Annotated in this window: 17 protein-coding genes; 12 read left to right on the forward strand and 5 right to left on the reverse strand. The window is 42.5% G+C overall.

The features are described from left to right. Window positions 1–4: 4 nt before the first annotated feature. From MHB37_RS15675 to MHB37_RS15710, 8 genes are all read left to right on the forward strand, one after another. The gene (locus tag MHB37_RS15675) at window positions 5–904 is read left to right on the forward strand and encodes a carbohydrate ABC transporter permease (protein WP_076125692.1); all 900 of its coding nucleotides are present in this window, start codon (window positions 5–7) and stop codon (window positions 902–904) included. Continuing rightward, a complete protein-coding gene (locus MHB37_RS15680; protein WP_076125690.1) occupies window positions 904–1,743 on the forward strand; it encodes a carbohydrate ABC transporter permease in 840 nt (279 codons plus the stop codon). Before MHB37_RS15675 ends, MHB37_RS15680 begins: the two co-directional genes overlap by 1 nt. A gap of 103 nt (window positions 1,744–1,846) precedes the next feature. Beyond that, window positions 1,847–3,613, forward strand: a complete 1,767-nt coding sequence (locus MHB37_RS15685) for a sensor histidine kinase (RefSeq protein ID WP_076190387.1) — start codon at window positions 1,847–1,849, stop codon at window positions 3,611–3,613. Next, on the forward strand, window positions 3,603–5,207 hold the full coding sequence (locus MHB37_RS15690; protein WP_076125686.1) for a response regulator: 1,605 nt from the start codon (window positions 3,603–3,605) through the stop codon (window positions 5,205–5,207). Before MHB37_RS15685 ends, MHB37_RS15690 begins: the two co-directional genes overlap by 11 nt. 201 nt (window positions 5,208–5,408) lie before the next feature. Beyond that, complete coding sequence (locus tag MHB37_RS15695; RefSeq protein WP_405169560.1) at window positions 5,409–5,801, forward strand: hypothetical protein; 393 nt, start codon at window positions 5,409–5,411, stop codon at window positions 5,799–5,801. Continuing rightward, entirely contained in the window at window positions 5,788–6,273 is a 486-nt protein-coding gene (locus MHB37_RS15700) for a nitroreductase family protein (protein WP_405169561.1), read from the forward strand. The genes MHB37_RS15695 and MHB37_RS15700 overlap by 14 nt, the downstream gene beginning before the upstream one ends. Before the next feature lie 18 nt (window positions 6,274–6,291). Then, complete coding sequence (locus MHB37_RS15705; RefSeq protein WP_076309405.1) at window positions 6,292–8,031, forward strand: ABC transporter ATP-binding protein; 1,740 nt, start codon at window positions 6,292–6,294, stop codon at window positions 8,029–8,031. After that, the gene (locus MHB37_RS15710; RefSeq protein ID WP_405169562.1) at window positions 8,018–9,877 is read left to right on the forward strand and encodes an ABC transporter ATP-binding protein; all 1,860 of its coding nucleotides are present in this window, start codon (window positions 8,018–8,020) and stop codon (window positions 9,875–9,877) included. Before MHB37_RS15705 ends, MHB37_RS15710 begins: the two co-directional genes overlap by 14 nt. A gap of 319 nt (window positions 9,878–10,196) precedes the next feature. Here the strand turns inward: MHB37_RS15710 and MHB37_RS15715 are convergent, their stop codons facing one another. Both MHB37_RS15715 and MHB37_RS15720 read right to left on the reverse strand, forming a co-directional pair. Further along, entirely contained in the window at window positions 10,197–10,616 is a 420-nt protein-coding gene (locus tag MHB37_RS15715; RefSeq protein ID WP_405169563.1) for a TetR-like C-terminal domain-containing protein, read from the reverse strand. After that, window positions 10,613–11,743, reverse strand: a complete 1,131-nt coding sequence (locus MHB37_RS15720) for a DUF563 domain-containing protein (protein WP_280752945.1) — start codon at window positions 11,741–11,743, stop codon at window positions 10,613–10,615. The genes MHB37_RS15715 and MHB37_RS15720 overlap by 4 nt, the downstream gene beginning before the upstream one ends. A 352-nt stretch (window positions 11,744–12,095) precedes the next feature. Between MHB37_RS15720 and MHB37_RS15725 the strand changes: the two genes are divergently transcribed. Continuing rightward, entirely contained in the window at window positions 12,096–13,076 is a 981-nt protein-coding gene (locus MHB37_RS15725) for an aldo/keto reductase (RefSeq protein ID WP_076125870.1), read from the forward strand. 460 nt (window positions 13,077–13,536) lie between these two features. On the opposite strand, the gene MHB37_RS15730 is transcribed toward MHB37_RS15725, so the two are convergent. Beyond that, window positions 13,537–14,400, reverse strand: coding sequence for an AraC family transcriptional regulator (locus MHB37_RS15730; protein ID WP_076217573.1), 864 nt, complete (start codon window positions 14,398–14,400; stop codon window positions 13,537–13,539). 143 nt (window positions 14,401–14,543) lie between these two features. Between MHB37_RS15730 and MHB37_RS15735 the strand changes: the two genes are divergently transcribed. Beyond that, a complete protein-coding gene (locus MHB37_RS15735) occupies window positions 14,544–16,040 on the forward strand; it encodes a glycoside hydrolase family 43 protein (RefSeq protein ID WP_339282094.1) in 1,497 nt (498 codons plus the stop codon). Between the two features lie 350 nt (window positions 16,041–16,390). On the opposite strand, the gene MHB37_RS15740 is transcribed toward MHB37_RS15735, so the two are convergent. Both MHB37_RS15740 and MHB37_RS15745 read right to left on the reverse strand, forming a co-directional pair. Beyond that, window positions 16,391–16,546, reverse strand: a complete 156-nt coding sequence (locus MHB37_RS15740) for a hypothetical protein (RefSeq protein ID WP_179087429.1) — start codon at window positions 16,544–16,546, stop codon at window positions 16,391–16,393. Further along, window positions 16,539–17,447, reverse strand: coding sequence for an AraC family transcriptional regulator (locus tag MHB37_RS15745; protein ID WP_076184576.1), 909 nt, complete (start codon window positions 17,445–17,447; stop codon window positions 16,539–16,541). The genes MHB37_RS15740 and MHB37_RS15745 overlap by 8 nt, the downstream gene beginning before the upstream one ends. Before the next feature lie 156 nt (window positions 17,448–17,603). On the opposite strand from MHB37_RS15745, the gene MHB37_RS15750 reads away from it, so the two are divergent. Beyond that, a complete protein-coding gene (locus MHB37_RS15750; RefSeq protein WP_076125657.1) occupies window positions 17,604–18,194 on the forward strand; it encodes an SDR family oxidoreductase in 591 nt (196 codons plus the stop codon). Window positions 18,195–18,209: 15 nt separating this feature from the next. After that, window positions 18,210–19,193, forward strand: coding sequence for an aldo/keto reductase (locus tag MHB37_RS15755; RefSeq protein WP_076125654.1), 984 nt, complete (start codon window positions 18,210–18,212; stop codon window positions 19,191–19,193). Window positions 19,194–19,391: the final 198 nt, after the last annotated feature.

Genomic DNA, 19,391 nt, shown 5'->3' on the forward strand with positions numbered 1-19,391 from the left:
AAGTATGCATCAAGTATTCGGAAACAAAAAGGCTATCGCCGTATTTGTTGTTCCTGCTTTGATTTTATACATTCTTGTTGGCTTTTTCCCGATCCTTCAGTCTATGTATTACAGTCTGCTGGACTGGGATGGGATACAACCGGCTAAATTTATTGGTTTAGCTTCTTATAAGGATTTATTTTTTGCAGATACGTACGGCATGGATTTTAATCATTCGATACTTAATACGTTGTATCTGGCAGTTCTTTCTGTTTTCATGCAACTTCCGATAGCTCTGGTGCTCGCTCTGGTTCTTGCCAGAGGGGTGTGGGGTGAAAAGCTGTATCGTACTTTGTATTTCATTCCAGTCTTGGTATCCTCCTCTGTCATCGGGGTTATGTTTCTGAAAATCTATCAGCCTGAATATGGCTTGCTGAATACGATACTCAATCAACTAGGCTTGTCCTCCTGGACACATGATTGGTTAACGGAAAGCGGAACTGCACTAATAAGTGTTATGATTCCAATCGTTTGGCAATATATCGGCTACCATATGCTTCTAATGTACGCTGCCATCAAAGGGATTCCTGAAGATTTGTACGAGGCTGCGAAAATTGACGGAGCATCAAGTATAAGAACCGCCTTCTCTATCACTATTCCACTTATTTCACCGATCCTGAAGGTATGCGTCATATTTGCTGTTTTGGGATCATTGAAGTTTTTCGATTTAGTCTTCATTATGACCAATGGCTACCCTACACCGGAAACTAGTGTTCCAAGTACATTGATGTATTCGTCGATTTTTAATCGCAATATGTATGGGTACGGCAGCGCGATGGCCGTGTTTATGGTTGTGGAATGTCTCTTTTTCTACTTAGTTCTACAAAAACTGATCAGAACCTACGATGATAAGGAGGAGAGCTAATGACAACAACACATAACCGCCGCTGGCCAAAGGTTGTTTTGCAGATTGCGTTTCTAATCTTCGCAGTTATTCAACTGTATCCGCTCGTGTGGCTTGTATTTTCCTCCTTTAAAACAAACATAGAAATTACAGGCTCAAATGTGATGGGCTTGCCTAATGAGTGGCGGTGGGCGAACTACGACTACGCACTTTTTAAGGCGAATATCGCACGTAACTTTTTGAACAGCCTTATGTATACAACGGTAACTGTCATTATTTCTGCTCTGTTATCGGCAATGGTTTCTTTTGCTGTCGCAAGAATGAAGTGGAAGCTTAATAATGTGGTGCTTACTTTCTTCATGCTGGGATTGATGATCCCCGTTCATGCTACGCTGCTACCTGTCTTTCAGATGTTAAAAATGACAAGCTTGCTGAATACGCCTTGGGCCTTAATCATTCCTTATACCGTTAGTGCACTTCCTACTACAATCTTTATCATGATTGGTTTCTTTAGAGCGCTGCCAGGGGAGTTGGAAGAAGCCAGCGTTGTAGACGGCTGTAATATTTATCAGGTTTTTTTCCGTATTATGCTTCCGCTTGTAAAGCCGGCTATCGTAACCACTTCCATCTTTACTTTTTTATCCGCTTGGAACGAACTGATGTTTGCCAATACATTCATTAATGATCCTGACTTAGCAACAATTACCGTCGCCATCAATTCGTTTAAAAGTGCCTATGCCACAGAATTTGGACCTATGTTCGCAGGAATGGTTGTGGCTACACTACCCATGATCATTATCTACTTGTTCCTAAGTAATCAAGTCCAAAAAAGCATTATTGCCGGGGCAGTTAAGGGTTAAAGCAATGGGATAGGAATCTTTCGAAAAATGCTATACTAGTGTCGTATTGAAGAAGCTATAAATAAAAGTCCGTATTCGCTTAATGTCGGCCAGGAGGTTACCGATGAGGTTTGCACGTATCCGATCACAAATCGTTTTTTACTACTTGGCCTTATTAGTGGTTTCCATGATTGCAAGCGGTATTATGTACCAACGAATCAATGAGAAATTCACCGAGGAAAAGGTAGGTGAGGTATCGCTTCAAACCTTGAACGCCATGAATTCCGGAATCGAATCACTTCTTGACAGCACGAATAATTATTCCAAGATGATCGTGTCGAACAATACGGTTCAGGAAATTTTGGGCAGTGATCTGGCGGGTAACGACATCGGAATTTTAACTTACAAGCTAGAGGTTGCTCTGTCAGATTTTATGCTCGCAGAGCCCTCTATCTCTTCTGTCTATCTATTCGATAATGCAGGACGTAAGTTTGCGATTGATTTGCAGTCAGCAAAACCGATCAGAACGGATGGGATCGAGTCAGCGGAATGGTACTCCGAGGCGGTCGCCTTAGACGGAAAAGCAATTTGGAGGAAAAATGCCGGAGGTATCTTCAATTTTGAGACGAAGGAACCCCAGCAGGATCCACAATATATTTCTCTGATTCGCATCGTAAACGACATGAACACTTCTAAGAAAATAGGAGTATTAGTCGTGAACATTACAGTTCAGGAGCTAAAAAAAAGCTATGAACGTTCGATCAACGATAATAAACCTGATTTAATGATCGAAACTGGATATGAGACACTCCTTGATTTTACACGGCCTGAATTATCGACTTATACAAACTCTTCTATGCTTGATGTGCCGCTCGGCAGTAGCAAAATCGTAAAGATCAAAGATCATAATTATCTGATCTCTTCTCTGGTTTCAATGGATCGTGGTTGGAGGTTTACTAGCGCTCAGCCTTTGGGGGAATGGGAAAGCCCCTATCGTCAATTTAATCTGATGCTGTTAATGATTATGTTGTTTAATTTCATTTCTATATTTTTAGGTTCCGTCTGGATTTCTAGATTCATTACTACACCTATTTTACATATGCTGCGATCCATGAAAAAAGTGGAGATTGGAGAGTTCAGTTTGGTTCGGTACGAGGCGAGAACGGATGAGCTGAACCAGTTGAAAGATAGGTATAACAATATGATTATGACCATTGAGCAAGCGCTTAAGCGGGAGAAAGAAGAACAGAAATTGATTCGGAAACTCGAATTGGATATTTTGCAGCAGCAAATTAAACCACATTTTTTATATAACACGTTAGAATCAGCTGGCTATTTAACTTTGTCAGGAAATAATAATGAGGCGTACCAGATTATTTCTGAGCTTGCAGCCTTCTATCGTCAGAGTCTTAGTAAGGGCAGTGATGTAGTAACGTTAAGAGAAGAAGTAGAGATCACTAAAAGTTATCTGAGTATACAAAATATTCGCTATCCAGAAATTTTCATCAGTGAAATTGAGGTGTCGGAAGAAGCTGAGTATGTTCGGATACCCAAATTGACGCTTCAGCCGCTTGTAGAAAATGCGCTTTATCATGGTATTCGCCCTTTAGGGGAGTGTGGTAAGATTCGCATCCTTGCCCGTATTCAGGGGAATCGACTGAAGCTAGTCGTGGAAGATGATGGTGTGGGGATGAATGAAGACAAACGTCGGGAAATGCAAGCTGAGCCCTATGGGCAAAATGAGTCCAGTTTTGGGTTGCGCGGTACTTTGATGCGTTTGAAGCTGTACTATGGGGCGGACATGAATTGTAGTTTGGTCAGTGCACCGGGAGAAGGAACTCGGATTGAATTGGAACTACCGCTTGAGGAGGGGAATAGTCATGGAGCTTGAACTGCTCAGAGCCATTATTGTGGATGATGAAATTAATGCGAGAAAAATTGTTCCCATCATTATAGATTGGCAAGCAGTTGGTTACAGATTCGTAGGTGAGGCCTCGAATGGAAGCGAAGCGTTAGATCTGATCGAAACCATGAAACCGGATGTAGTATTTACAGATATCAGTATGCCTTTTATGGATGGACTGGAATTAAGCCGGTTGATAAAAGAAAGGTATCCGCTAGTCAAAATTGTGATCATCACTGCACATCCCGAATTCGAATATGCAAAAAGAAGCCTGGACATTGGAGTGCAAAATTTTATCTTGAAGCCGCTCCAAGCCGAGGAGGTACGAAGAGTTGCGGTAGATCTTCATGGAAAAATCCGGGAAGAGACAGAGCGGTGGAACGAATATCAGGAGCTGAACCGACAGTTAAATGAAAACGCCGTTCAACTAAAAGAAAAATTTCTAAATGATTTGCTATCAGGCCTCTGGGACCCCGATCAGTTGGATAGCCGATTCCATTACTTTTTTCCTGAATCAGCGAACAGCTTGTTTTCAATCATGCTTATTGAACTTCAAATTCCCTTAGAAGAAGGGGAGGAACAACGAATCCTACAGTCTTTGCGTTGTAAGAGGTTTATTGATTACGCGCTTGAAGAGTATGAGGGAATCGAAGTTTTTTTTGATAACAGTCAACGGATTGTCCTTCTTAATAGAAAAGATAATCAGAATCTTACGAAGATTGGAGAGTGGCTGGCCCAATCGCTCCATGAAAAGCTAGGATGTAAAGCTTACATTGGCGTAGGTAGTACCTGTACGGATTTCAATAGGATCAAAGAATCCTATAAAGAGGCGCTGGAGGCAGTTAGATATGGTAAGTTAAAGGGCAGTAACGCTATCTATTTTTTTAATGATGAAATTCATTTCGGGGGCCGATCCTGGGAAGTTAAGACGATTGAAATTGAGGAAATTTTGTTTTTTGTAAAAGCTGGTGTCTTAGACAAGGCTGTGCAATCCATTGAGAAAATGTTTCAGGATTTGGAGAAGTCCGAGGCTTTTTCTGTGGAACGAGCTAGGCTGGTTTCCGCCCAATTTGTCTCCACATTAATCAATTCACTCGCTGAAATGGGAGTTATACTAGATAATAATCTTTCTTTCGATATTTCGCCATATAAAAGGATTTTTGAGCTCGATAGCCTGCCAGACATGCAACAGACATTACTTGAACTCACAGAGAAGGTAACCTCTCAAGTAACCCGGGCACGAAGCAAAAAAACTAATAATATTATCCATGAAGTTAAAGATTTTATTCAACAGGAGATGCACATTCCGGAGATGTCTTTATCCTATGTATCGAATAAATTCCACATGAATTCCAGTTACTTTAGCCGGATCTTTAAGCAGGACACAGGGATTAGCTTTACGGATTATCTTCTCAAGTGCAGAATGGAAAAAGCGGTGAAGCTTCTGAATGAAACGGATTGGAAAGCTTATCAAATTGCTGAAAAGGTCGGCATTAAAGATCCATTTTACTTCAGTAACTGTTTTAAAAAAGTAATGGGAGTATCCGTTCAGGAGTATAAGAAAAATAGCTTTTTCCTATAAATCTCTCCGTTGAATTTGATAATTTTCCTCTTTAAGCCCGCACTTTATGCGGGTTTTTTATTGTTTTTTTAGATATAAAGTAAGCAATAATGATGTTACAAAATGGAAAAATGATCTTGACAGAAATGGTTTCTATCGTATACATTTGTATACATGAAGAGCGCGTATACAAATGTATACACCGCAAAAGGAGGAAATAAAATGCGTGAAGGACATGTCGGCAAACGTGGCGGTCATAGGGAACATGGAGAGCACAGAGATCGTGAGGGACGTGGCGAACACAGAGATCGTGGCTTTATGAAACATGGGATGACAGAATCAATGGATCCACATCCTAAAAGTGCTCAAACTTTTCGCCGTGGCAGAGCCATCGCTTTTTTAGATAAGCTTATGGTTAACCGGGCTACATTACAGCGGCAGTTAAATCAGCCTGAGCTTGAATCGATTAAACTTGTGGTTAGCGGTGAATTAAAAGCAACGGAAGCGATCATTGAAGAGTTTAAACAAATCTTTCAGATTCATGAGATCGCTCCAGAAGATACAACATCAAAAGTTAATAAAGAGGAGAGTAAAGAAAAAGATGAAAATAACTGAGCTCATTAAAACCCGTAGAAGTACAAAACAATTCAAACAGACTCCAATTCGTGAAGAGGAGTTACATTCATGGCTGGAGGCTGCAAGTTACGCTCCTAATCATCGTATGACCGAACCTTGGGAGCTTCTTTTCATCGGACCCAATACTAGAGCGAAATTAAAGCATAAGACGGATTTTGGCAACGCACCTGTTGTTTTTGCAGTTCTGTCTAAGCCTGCCGCAACTGCGTTTGAACGCGATGAGAATGTTATGGCTGCTGCTTGTTTCGTACAAAATTTCTTATTAGCTGCACATGAAGCAGGTGTAGGTACGTATTGGGCTTCGCTGGGGGCTTTGCCTCATAATCGTGAGATTCTTAGTGTTCAAGAAAATTACGATGTTATTGGGATATTTGGAATGGGGTATCCGGAGGAAGTGTCGAATGCGAAACCCAGAACACCGATTAGTTCTAAAATCACGTATTTATCTTAAACAATTGAAGGTGGCGGAATGTGGAAGCTTAAGCATTATTTGAGGCCATATTGGGTGTGGTGTGTGTTGGCACCATTGCTGATGCTGGTCGAAGTAACTATGGATTTACTGCAGCCCACGCTCATGGCGAGCATTGTGGATAAGGGTGTCATGACAAAAGACTTGTCTCATATTTTCTCGACCGGACTGATCATGCTTGGTGTAGCATTTATCGGTCTAATTGGTGGGGTGGGCTGCACTATTTTTTCGAGTATTGCTTCTCAAAACTTCGGAAATGATTTGCGGATTAGCTTGTTTGAACATATTCAGAAATTTTCTAATAAGAACCTGGATCAATTGAAGACGGGCTCACTGATTACACGATTAACAAATGATGTGGTACAGCTGCAAACCTTTGTGCAAATGATTTTGCGGAGTATTCGATCTCCCTTGCTATTAGTCGGAAGCTTGGTGATGGCGATTCGGATAAGTCCTATGCTGACCCTCATCCTAGCCGTTGCCGTGCCACTCTTGAGTTTAATTTTGTATGGGTTAATCCGACTTTCTTTTCCTTTGTTTCAGAAAATGCAGGTCAAATTAGACGGTGTGAACACAGTGTTGCAGGAAAATTTATCAGGCATTCGTGTAGTCAAAGCATTCGTCCGCGCTAACCATGAACAGAAACGCTTTAATACAGCTAACAAGGATTATACAGAAATTGCGATAAAAGCGGTACGGTTAATGTCATTAAATATGCCGCTAATGATGCTTGTACTAAATGCCAGTATTGTTGCTGTACTATGGTTTGGGGGAGTGCAAAGCTGGAACGGTGGGCTGCCAGTTGGTCAGCTGATCGCTTTTATTAACTATATAACCCAATTGTTGATGTCAATGCTGATGTTAAGCAATATGTTGACCTTCTTCTCACGAGCCAAGGTTTCTGCCGATCGGGAGAATGAAGTATTTTCCACCATTAGTGAGATTACAGAAGTTGCCAACGCTAAAAAAGATGCCATACACAACGGTCGGATCGTATTTGACAATGTATCTTTTGCTTATAATCCTTCGGATGAAAATCTAGTGTTAGACGATATTAATTTCACTGCGGAGCCAGGAGAAACAGTGGCCATTCTTGGTGCCACCGGTACTGGTAAATCATCATTGGTCAGCCTCATTCCCCGGTTTTACGAAGTGTCCTCTGGATCCATTACAATTGATGGCTCCGACACTCGTATGATTGCTCTGGAAGATTTGCGTAGCAGAATCGGATATGTTATGCAGCAGGCTATTCTGTTCAGCGGTACTATCCGCGATAATATCCGATACGGCAGACCGGATGCCACAGATGAGGAAGTGGAAGAAGCAGCAATAGCCGCTGAAGCTCACAATTTCATTTTAGAACTTCCACAGGGTTACGATACAGAGCTCGGCCAGCGTGGCATTAACCTGTCCGGTGGGCAAAAGCAGCGGCTTTCGATTGCACGGGCACTTTTAATTCAGCCAACAATCCTCATTATGGATGACAGCACTAGTGCGCTCGATGCAGCGACAGAGTCACGAATCCGGCAGATGTTAAAAACACGGCTGCGCAGCAGCACGAATATTTTGATAGCTCAGCGTGTCACCTCTGTAATTGATGCTGATCGTATTCTGGTATTAGAAAATGGCCGAATTGCTGTACAAGGTACACATGATGGGCTTATGAACAGCAGTGAAATATACAGAGATATCTGGAGATCACAGATGAAGGGAGAGGAGGTGCCTTATGTCAAAGCTTAATAACGGCATGAACACCACTCCTTTTAATCGATCAGGCGGATTCGGACCTGGATCTGGGCCTGGATCTGGCCCCGGACGGGGCGGAGCTGTGCCGATCGTACGCGCTAAGAATCAAGCGGGAACACTCAAACGCATCTGGATGTATTTGAACCGCCAGCGGTTCGGGTTAATCATTGTGTATGTATTTACAGTGTTGAATGCAATCCTTTCGTTGATCGGGCCTTATCTAATCGGTAAAGCGATTGATACTGCCGTAATTCCTCACGATTATCAGGGTCTTATTCGCTTTTGTCTACTCCTAATAGGTATTTATGGTCTAAGCAGTGTGGTTGCTTGGGTGCAAGCCTATGTTATGACATCCGTCTCACAGAATACCGTGTTTGAGCTGCGTCGTGATCTGTTCAGCAAATATCAACAGCTACCGATTAAGTTTTTTGACACGCAAGCTAACGGAGAACTAATGAGCCGGGCAACCAACGACATAGAGAGCGTATCCAGTACACTTAATCAGAGTGTGACCCAGTTATTAAACAGTTTGATCACCCTAAGCGGTTCACTAGTGATCATGTTAATGATGAACGTTCCGTTGACCGTAGTTTCACTGATAACGATCCCTCTTGTGTTATTGTCCAGCCGTAAAATCATAGGTTTAAGTCGAACTTATTTTAAAAATCAGCAACGCCATCTAGGTGAGTTGGGTGGATTTATCGAAGAAACCATCAGCGGACAAAAAGTAGTCAAACAATACAGCAGGGAAGAGACAGAAGTGAAACGGTTCCGCAAAATCAGCGGAGAGTTGAATAAAGTCGGCATTAAGGCACAAATTGTTTCCGGATTAGTGGGACCGGTCATGAACATGATTAATAACCTTGGATTTGCGATCATTGCCGGGGTGGGTGGCTGGATGGCTTTTCATAACATGGCTACGGTTGGCGTAATCGTTAGCTTCCTTACGTATTCCAAACAGTTCGGACGACCGATCTCCGATCTTGCTAACCAGTACAATCTAATTCAGTCGGCAATTGCTGGTGCGGAGCGTGTGTTTGAAGTTATGGATATGCCATCCGAATATGGTGACGGTGATGAACAAAGTGACGATCTGCCAAGGTTAAAAGGGAACGTTGTTTTCAAAGACGTTTCATTTGCTTACAAGCCGGATTCACCAATTCTGAGTGGGGTTACGTTTGAAGCAAAACCCGGAGAGAAAATTGCGCTTGTCGGCTCAACGGGTGCTGGAAAAACGACCATTGTCAACTTGCTGATCAGATTCTATGATTTGAGCGGCGGCTTCATATTCATTGATGGCCGCGATATTGGAGAGCTGGATAAAAATGCACTTCGTAGTCAATTGGGAATGGTATTGCAAGACGCGCATGTATTCTCGGGAACGATTCGGGAAAATATTCGCTTTGGACGTCTTGATGCGACAGACCAAGAGGTAGAGGAAGCGGCAAGATTGGCCAATGCAGATGCCTTTATCAATAGACTGCCGCATGGATATGAGACTATTCTCCATGCGGAAGGCAGTAATTTGAGCCACGGCCAGCGTCAGCTTTTAACGATTGCCCGCGCCATTCTAGCTGATCCAGCTATTTTGATCCTAGATGAGGCAACCAGCAGTGTGGATACGCGTACGGAAATGCATATTCAACAGGCGATGGAAAAGCTAATGAAGGGACGAACAAGCTTTGTGATCGCCCATAGGCTTAGTACCATCCAGGATGCTGATCGTATACTCGTTATTCAGGGTGGCGGAATTGCCGAGCAAGGCAGTCATAAAGAGCTTCTTGCGCTGCAAGGTGTTTATTACGAGCTGTACAATACCCAGTTCAAACGAGCGATTTAAAAGAATCTTTACTTGAACCGATAACATTTGTAAGTAGATGCTTTTATCGGACTCCTCTGACCTTAAAGGCGAGATTTTCTGATTTTCAGAATGTTAAAGGACCCCACTGCAGCTATTGGCGTGAAAAACACCAAATATAAGTCACTTTCTAAGGAATAACATCCTTGAGGTCCGAAGCCCTGCTTCAAGAGCTGAAAACTACCAAATAACGTCATCTGGGACCGAAGTCCTTAAAAAGATGTGTAATCTATCGGCGTAATTAATGCCCGATAAAAAAGAGCGGCGATTCACCTATTATAGGAGAATCGCCGCTTTTTTTTTATAAATTCCTCTCTAATAACGTTCCGAGTTGTTCAGCCAAGACTTGATAGGTCACAGGTCTTTCATTCTTGAACCACCATTCCACTACCCCTGCATAAGCCGATGCAACAAAACTAATAATAACCTCTTCATGTAACCCTTCGTTTATGCCTTCGGTGGTAGTTACTTCATGTCTAAACTCATCGAGAAGAAAGCTTAAGAAACGATTTCGGAAATAAGGAGCACCTTTACTCGCTAGCATCATAGAGAAGAAAGAATAATTTTTATCGAAGTATTCCGTCCAGGTCAACGTTGCCTCGATAAAATCCAATTCAGACGCCGATTCACAAAGTGTTCTTAGGACCTCTATATGTTCTTCGCAAAGCAAAATATGCTTTGCGCTTTTTGAATTCGAGAAAGTAGTAAGCATTCTTCTCATTCCAAGCCTGCCAGATGCATCGTTTGTTTCAGACGATCTACGTTCACATAGATGTCCTCCAATCCTGGAAAACGAATCGCAGGATCGGGTACACCTTGCCCGTACACCATATAATATTCGAGATTATTATGGTTGCTGATCATCCAATAGGTTGGAACAACATGCTGGGCATGGAAAATTTCAATGACCTGTGTTCCAGGCTGGCAAAAAGCCAGATTAGCGAGTCCAGCACCATGTGGACCTACGATTACTTTCGCTGAGGCGAATAATTGGATTTGCTGGGCAACCGTCCAGTCCTCTAGACAAATCGGTACGATATTAAAATTCTCAAGGCAGCGGATGACATCATCTTCATTAACCAACCGTCTTGAGCTTGCTTTTTTTCGTGAGATATAAAAACGTTCTGGAGTGACTAGTGTTGTTTCTCTATGCGGTAACAAAAATCTCCGCAGTGTATCCGTGGTCCAAGGAGGATAATGTGAATTCATCATTAAGGAAGGGACAAGTAGCTGGTCAGCCTGAACATATGCTTCTGAATTCGTCCGGATCACCCATGACTCGGATATCCCAAGCATGGCCCACGTTTGTTCCACAAAGGGTCCATACGGATTTGGATTCATGATAATAGTGGAGTAAGTGATTCCGCTCGATTGAAGCATCGCTAATCTAGGAAGCACATCATACATCCAATGAAAATAGTTATGGGCTCCGCAAAAGGTTAACACCGCCGCGGTCCCGGCAAAATGTTGAAGCTGCGGATCATTCCACCGGTGAAACACTGGGTGCTCATCTGCTTCAAGCATCCTATATTGCTTGGCGTCATATTCTTGGGAAAGATCAAAGATCAATTTCCCTTCTGGTGTTAGAACAGCACCAGATTCTCCCCATACCTTCCCTCTGGAAATGGTGGCAACGTATCCGCCAAAGGGCTCTAAACAATAAGGTGTTAGTGCTGGAGCAATACTCGTTTCAATGCTTTTAGGCGCTCTGAACTCAGCCGCCCGTCCGAAGTCAAAAGGAACGACATTCCCAGCTTCCTTTGTACTGTTTTCGTTGTGGGAAGTAAAGTCCCAGATGCTTTGGTAATATCCTTGGGGTGGTACCCCTTGTGCAGAAAATAACATCATGTCACCTCATATTCCCAAGTAGAAGCGCAGAAAACTTATTAAGCTATTTTATGAAATGAAGAATCTTCGGACACAGACTTACACGGAAAGAGGCGGATGAACAAGATTTGATTCAAATGCTGTTATTACTTGATTAATAGGCTTGACATGGACTAGGATTGAATATAAATTCAGTTTATTCAAACGCCGTTTAAATCATCGATTAGGTGCAATGTACTGCCGGAAGTGTTAACTATTCCCCAGTTCCTTTTCATCGGTATGCGTTGGAGCTGTTTTATGAATTAATATGTACCCCTTTAAGATAGGGCATTAAGATATTACAATTTAATTGGAAAGTGTGGATTCGAGATAAATGAAATATACAAAACTTGGAAAAACGGGGCTGGACGTATCCCAACTGTGTTTAGGTTGTATGAGCTTTGGCGTTGCCGAACGTTGGATCCATCAATGGGTGCTTGATGAGAAGCAGAGCCGTGTTATCATAAAAAAAGCGCTTGACCTGGGTATTAATTTTTTTGATACAGCGAATGTATACTCCGATGGAACAAGTGAAGAAATCGTTGGACGAGCGCTTAAGGATTATGCCAATCGAGACGAGATTGTTTTAGCAACTAAGGTCTTTAACCGTATGCATGAAGGTCCGAACGGAGCAGGATTATCCCGGAAAGCAATTATGAGTGAGATTGATAAGAGTCTCAAGAGATTGGGAACAGATTATGTAGATCTATATCAGATTCATCGCTGGGATTATCACACACCTATCGAAGAAACGATGGAAGCTCTTCATGATGTAGTGAAGGCTGGTAAGGCAAGATACATAGGTGCCTCAGCAATGTATGCTTGGCAGTTTCAAAAAGCGTTATATGTAGCGGAGAAAAACGGTTGGACCCGATTTGTATCTATGCAAAATCATCTCAATCTTATCTATCGTGAAGAAGAACGAGAGATGTTGCCGCTTTGTAAGGAAGAGAATATTGGTGTTATTCCCTATAGTCCCCTTGCATCAGGAAGACTTACGCGAGACTGGGCGGTATCAACTCATCGTTCAGAAACTGATCAGATTCAAAAATCTAAATATGATGGAACTGCCGATACCGATCAATTAGTCGTGGAGCGAGTTGCGACAATCGCCGAAAAACACGGTGTTCAACGGATTCATATCGCTCTTGCTTGGTTGCTTCAAAAAGAACCTGTTACAGCACCTATCATCGGGGCTACAAAAACATCGCATCTCGAAGATGCCGTAGGTGCGTTATCCATTACTTTAACCTCTGAAGAAATTGCGTTTTTAGAGGAGCCTTATGTACCTCATTCCATCGTTGGTTTTAATTAATAAAAAATCAATGGGGGAGGATAATCCCGTAGAGCCGAAGTCAGCGATGTTTACCAACGTTTAACTGTATTTTGTACAGCTATATTCCTTCAAATCACTCAGCTCGTGGATATAAGTGTACTTCGTACATCTATTTCCTTGATTTTCTACCCATTAGGTAGGTTTGGATGTTTTTAGTTGTATAAAGTGCAGTTAAAGTATGAAGGTTCTTTCTGCGTACGGAATAAGTGTATAGAATGCAGTTATCTCCCAGATTCCATTAAAACGTAGAGCTACATGAATGCGGAGAGGAACTTCCGATCGCCTCAAGTTCAAGGTTTGTTAAAAGCGATTAGCGACCATTAGTCTGTTTATATTCACTTGCCCATAATCTGATCAGGTAATGCGCATTGATTCAAAAACACCAGGGAGTGATTTTCCAATAATAGGAGAATCGCTGCCTGGTGTTCTTTTTTTACCCTCAAAGCTTGTTCCTATAGACCTTGGGTGACATCCCATAGATTTTAGTGAATTGGCGAGTAAAATAATTACTATCACTAAACCCGCATTCATGTGAGATTTGGGTGATACTGAGATTAGAATGCTTTAATAACCCGCAAGCCCGTTCCAGACGTAAACGATGAAGATAAGCGATCGGGGTTGTCTGATAGTAGGAGCGAAAGATCCGGTTTAAGTGTCTGACTGATATGTCCGAATGTTTGGCGATCTGATCCAGTGTTAACGGCTCAAGATAACGATCTTCCATATATGAGAGTGCATTCGCCAAATGCATCAGATGGTTCCCCTGAATCCCTTTTTCCTGTGGGTCATATTGTCTGGACAAATAGACGACCAGTTCCATAAACTTGGAGCCCAGCATGGTCTGATAACCCTGTAGCTTGTTGTGATATTCTTCAATCATGCCCGCAATGAGAAAAGAGACATACTCCAGGTTAGGAATCGGCAAGCTGAGTTTGCTTGTGTAGGAATGTTTATGGCGATACAGGGGTTCCAACACAAATAAGGCTTGAAAGCCGTTGGATGTCCGCAAATCTGCCCCAGCTGTCGATAGCAATTCAGGCTGAAACATAACATTGCAGATCTTGAAATCCTGAGGATCTTTAAAAGCATGCGGGGTCGAACCATTAATTACAAACACATTTCCCTTTTTGATAAAAGACTCCTCAGTATTAACAATATGTGTAGCTGTGCCACTCAATACAATTACGAGCTCTGAAAAGTCCGCATGTCTATGTAGATCGGTGTCTTCGTCATGATAGCCGTATTGAATAAAAAATGGAAATTGACGATCAGATGTAAACCATTTTAAATAAAATTCACTCAACTCGTTACCCTCCAAAAGCTTGTCTAGATGAATGTCTATATCATGCTATTTTAGGACCGAATAATCAAGGCTTTCTATCCAGTTGAAGCAGTATAATCCTTGACATAGGTTTCAGTGATTAAGATAGAGAAGGAGAATACTACATGAAATATAACAATCCGATTATCCCGGGGTTTTATCCAGATCCAAGCATTTGCAGAGTAGACGAGGATTATTATCTGGTAAACAGTTCATTTGCCTATTCTCCGGGAATACCCATTTGGCACAGCAAGGATTTGGTGCATTGGAAGCAGCTTGGGTACTGTTTGACTCGTGAGAATCAGCTTCAATTTGATGAATCCGTGGTGTCCGGAGGTGTTTGGGCGCCGACTCTTCGTTATTATAACGGTCGTTTTTATATGGTTACGACAAATCAGGATAGCGGAGGTCATTTTTACGTTTGGGCGGATGACCCGGCAGGCGAATGGTCGAATCCACTTTATGTGGAGCAGGAAGGCATTGATCCCTCCTTGTTTTTTGACGATGGAAAGGTTTATTTCACAAGCACAGGCTCCGAGCAAGGGATGGGGATCTACCAATGTGAGATTGATATTGAAACGGGTCAAAAGCTTAGCGATACACGCTTGATCTGGACTGGTAGCGGAGGGAAATTCCCTGAGGGTCCACATCTTTACAAAATAAACGATTACTACTATTTGATGTGTGCGGAAGGTGGGACAGAATATGGACATATGGAGACTATTGCAAGAAGTAGATCGCCATATGGGCCTTATGAATCGTCTCCTCACAATCCCATTTTGACACATCGAAGTTCAGATTACCCCATTCAAGCTACAGGGCATGCCGATTTAATTGAAGCTCAGGATGGTAGCTGGTGGGCGGTATTTCTGGGGATTCGACCAGTAGGTTATCCTTACCGTCATCATCTTGGCAGAGAGACATATTTGGCTCCGGTTCAGTGGACGGAGGAGGGGTGGCCAATGATTGGTGATAACGGAGTGGTTGGTTTAGAAATGGAAGCTGACCTGCCTTCACCAATGCCGTGGGAAGAAGAGCCTGAAACCGACGATTTTGATCAATCTGACCTAAGAATGAGCTGGAATTTCATACGTAATGCTAATAAGGTGGATTGGTCATTGCAGGAACGGGGAGGGTGGCTAGCTTTACGTGGATCAGATGTGAGATTAAATGAGAAGGGTACGCCTGCTTTTATTGGCTGTAGACAGCGGCATTTGAATTGTGAAATTACCACCAAAATGGAATTTAGCCCTCTTGAGGGTGACGAAGCTGGTCTTGTAGTTTTTATGGATCAGAAGTATCACTACGCAATTGGACTAACGCAGATGGAAGGTGAAAATGTTATTACGCTGCGCAGACAGGTAGGGAGCATTAGTGATGTGGCATATTCTTCGGCTTTCGAAGGTACAGGGGTAGAATTGAGAATCCAGGCATTACCTGAAAAATATATATTTTACTATCGAGGTGTGGATCAAATATGGCATCTGCTTGGCGAAGCCGAGACACACTTGATATCTACTGAAGTCGCAGGCGGATTTACTGGAGTATTCTTCGGCATGTATAACTACTCTCCTTATGGAACAACTGCTTATTATGATTGGTTTAGCTATCAAAAGAAATAAAAGGCGGTCGGCTACGTGATCGTCAGAAAAAGCAGTGTTAGCTTGTGAAAAATACAAAGCAGCGATTCTCCAAGTATGGATGAATCGCTGCTTTGTGTTTTTTGGTTGTTGTTGTTGTTGTTTGGATATCGTTGTTTTTTTGTCGTCGTTGGTTGTCTCCCTCAGCTTGTATTTATCAACCTCTTGGGCTTAAGGACTCAGAGGACGTTATTTGCGTATTTATCACTTTTTAAGCATAGTTTCGGACCCCAATGCAGCTATTACTTCGAAATAGATTCATATTGAGTGTTTTTTGAGCCAATAGCGGCTATGCGGTCCTTTAGCATCCCAAATGTGAGATAATACTACGTTTAAGGTCCCGTGGGTCCGATAGTGATCAGCAGATAGGATAAACCTGATAGGACCAGCCCGATAGAATCAGCCTGTGCGCAAAGGTTACCCATACAAGTTGGTGTTAAGCTGATAGTTCCATATTGTGAATGACGAACACGTTCGCTTTTATCCAATGAGCATATCTTCCTTCAAACGCTTGATGTCTGCTCTAGGTGGTGAACCAAACATCCGAGAATATTCGCGGCTGAATTGTGATGCACTTTCATAGCCAACTCGGAACGCGACATCCGCTGCATCCGCTGATTCAGATAATAAAAGGCGGCGAGCTTCCTGTAAGCGCAGATGCTTTTGAAACTGAATAGGACTCATGGCAGTTACCTCTTTGAAGTGTCTATGGAACGAAGAAATACTCATACTGGCTGTTTCAGCAAGCTCTTCAATCCGCAAAGGTTTATCACAGTTCTCGATAATCTGTTCGATGGCCTCCCGAATGCGGTAGGTGCTGCTACCTTCCATCGCAATTTGAGCGAGTGTAACTCCATAGGGTCCCTGCAGAAGCCGGTATAGAATTTCATCAGTATAAATCGGAGCCAAAAACGGAATGTCCTTGGGATCATCCAGCAAACGTACCAATCTCAGGATCGCATCCAATAGTGGTAACTCTATCTGCCCGACATACATAGCGCGCTTAGCATTTTCTTTCGGAGCGAGTTTAAATTCGGAATCATTTAGTACTTTCAAAATCTGACTCTGCGTGAATTCTAGCTTAAAGCTTAAATAGGGTGCGTTGGGAGAAGCTTTTATAATCTGACCGATTACGGGTAAATTCATTGATGATATTAGATAATTTGCGGGACCATACTCAAAACGCTCCTTGGCCAATAAGATCTCCTTTGTTCCCTGCGCAATGAAACATAAAGAAGGTTTGTATACTCTGTATACTGGCTCGGTCACATTGGAGTTACGAATCACAAACAATGAGGGGATAGCGGTCTCATATACTCCATCCTGGCTCGAATGATGTTCAATCAATCTGGCGAGTTCTTCTTTCCGCTCTAGTAATTCTTTAGACATGTGCTCCTCCTAATGTTTTGTTCTTATTCAATTATAAAGTAAAAACATCTTTTGTGTTAGTGATAGTGAGAGGAATAGGCAATCATTTAAGATAATTGAGATAACGGCGTTCCCTTCATTTATCGCATAATTAGAACTAAGAAAGGGGTTTTGAAATTGAGCAATGTTTTGATCATAGGAGCTAATGGCGGAATTGCACGACATGCGATTGATTTGTTTTTGAACGAAACCGATGCCCGCTTAACACTTTATCTCCGTAACTCGGACAGATTAAGCCATATAACATCCAGCCGTGCTCGAGTAGTTGAAGGAGATGTGTTGGATAGTGAGCAATTAAAAGAAGCGATGATCGGGCAAGATGTTGTTTATGCTAATCTGGCAGGTAATTTGGAGAAAATGTCTAAGACTATCGTTGAAGCAATGAACACCACTGGTCTTAAACGTTTGATTTTTATCAGCTCAATGGGCATTTACGATGAAGTTCCAGGAGAGAAGTACAGCAGTATATTGGATCCATATCGTAAATCTGCAGAAATTATTGAAGCTTCAAATCTTAACTATACAATTCTGAGACCTGGATGGTTTACCTATAAAGACGAGATAGACTACGAAACAACTCAGAAAGGTGAACCTTTTAAAGGGAGAGAAGTGTCGCGAAAAAGTGTGGCTGCATTAGTTGTTAAATTGGCCGAGTCACCAGATATGGAAATTCGCCGCAGTTTAGGAGTAAACAAACCCAAAATCTAAAGGAGACACAAACTAATGGAATATACAAAACTTGGTCGTACTGGTTTGGACGTATCTAGAATTTGTCTTGGTTGTATGAGTTACGGAGTACCTGAACGTGGAATGGCTCCGTGGTCGCTAAATGAGGAGCAGAGCAGACCCTTTATTAAAAGAGCACTGGAGCTTGGCATCAACTTCTTTGATACGGCTAATGTATACTCTGACGGAACAAGCGAAGAAATTGTCGGACGTGCCTTAAAAGAATTCGCTCGCCGCGATGAGGTAGTTATTGCTACAAAGGTGTTTTTCCGGATGCATCAGGGACCAAATGGAGCAGGACTTTCACGCAAAGCGATCATGACCGAAATAGACAACAGTCTAAAACGGCTGGGCACAGATTATGTGGACCTATACCAGATCCATCGTTGGGATAATGACACTCCTATCGAAGAGACCATGGAGGCCCTTCATGACATAGTAAAGGCAGGTAAAGTTAGATATATTGGAGCGTCCTCTATGTATGCTTGGCAGTTCTTGCAGGCACAGCATGTTGCTGAGCGTAACGGTTGGACTAAATTTGTCTCTATGCAAAATTACTTGAATCTACTCTACAGGGAAGAAGAACGGGAAATGTTGCCTCTTTGCCGGGAAGAAGGAATCGGTGTGATCCCATGGAGTCCGCTTGCTAAAGGTCGACTAACCCGTGATTGGAATGAACAAACAGCTCGTTCAGAGGTAGACGAAGTCGGAAAGGCATTTTATGCAAAAATGGCTGAGGCTGACCGCAAGGTTGTTGAGGTAGTTGCCGAAATTGCGGCAAAGCGCGGGATTCCACGTGCCCAAGTAGCGCTTGCTTGGGTTCTGCAAAAAGAGCAAGTAACATCGCCTATCATTGGTGCAACCAAAGCAAATCATCTGGAGGACGCCGTTGCAGCGGTATCAGTGAAGCTGGAGCCAAGTGAAATAGCGAGTCTGGAAGAGCCTTATGTGCCACACCCAGTTATAGGAAATCTAAGCTAGATAAAAAGCGTGATACCCTTGGGGATCGCGCCTTTTTTTACCTAAGCTAAACTTTCATCTACCATTTAGTGCCTTTAGAAACTTGTCTTTAGTTTGGCTTAATCGTTGCTCAGCACCATGCGGGTGCAAGGGTTTGCATAAATAGGTGAATAAGAAAACACATTCCAATCGATAAAAATGACATGTTAATTCTTCTTA

This window comes from Paenibacillus sp. FSL H3-0286, assembly GCF_045040705.1.
GTDB lineage: Bacteria > Bacillota > Bacilli > Paenibacillales > Paenibacillaceae > Paenibacillus_AQ > Paenibacillus_AQ odorifer.